Origin of the sequence: Pseudoalteromonas rhizosphaerae (assembly GCF_902498845.1) — a bacterium.
In the GTDB taxonomy this organism is placed as follows: Bacteria; Pseudomonadota; Gammaproteobacteria; order Enterobacterales; family Alteromonadaceae; genus Pseudoalteromonas; species Pseudoalteromonas rhizosphaerae.
Genome location: NZ_CABVLM010000053.1, coordinates 1 through 475, shown reverse-complemented (window position 1 = coordinate 475; position 475 = coordinate 1). Strand labels below are relative to the sequence as shown.

The window sequence follows — 475 nt, the reverse complement described above, 5'->3', positions numbered from 1 at the left end:
GTATAAGAGACAGTCCCAGGAGATCGGTGAAATCACCGAGCTGATCTCCGACATTACCGAGCAGACGAACGTGCTGGCCCTGAACGCCGCCATCCAGGCCGCGTCGGCCGGTGAAGCGGGCCGGGGCTTCTCCGTCGTGGCGGAAGAAGTGCAGCGCCTCGCCGAACGCTCCGCCGACGCCACGCGCCAGATCTCGGCGCTCGTGAAGGCGATTCAGACCGACACGCAGGATGCGGTGGCCGCCATGGAGCGCTCCACGCAGGGCGTGGTCGAAGGGGCGCGGCTGTCCGACTCCGCCGGCACGGCCCTGTCCGAAATCGACCGCGTGTCGCGGCGCCTCGCCGAGCTGATCGAGCAGATCTCCTCGTCCGCGTCGCGCGAGGCCGAACTCGCCAACGGCGTGGCCGACAACATCCAGCACATCTTCGCGGTGACCGAGCAGACTGGCGAAGGCACGCGCACGACGGCCCAGCAG

The 475-nt window shown here is 68.4% G+C and carries 1 protein-coding gene; it reads left to right on the top strand.

Annotated features, from left to right (window positions below):
• On the top strand, window positions 1–475 hold a 475-nt coding region (locus tag PSR9079_RS23425; protein ID WP_246175647.1), incomplete at both ends, for a methyl-accepting chemotaxis protein.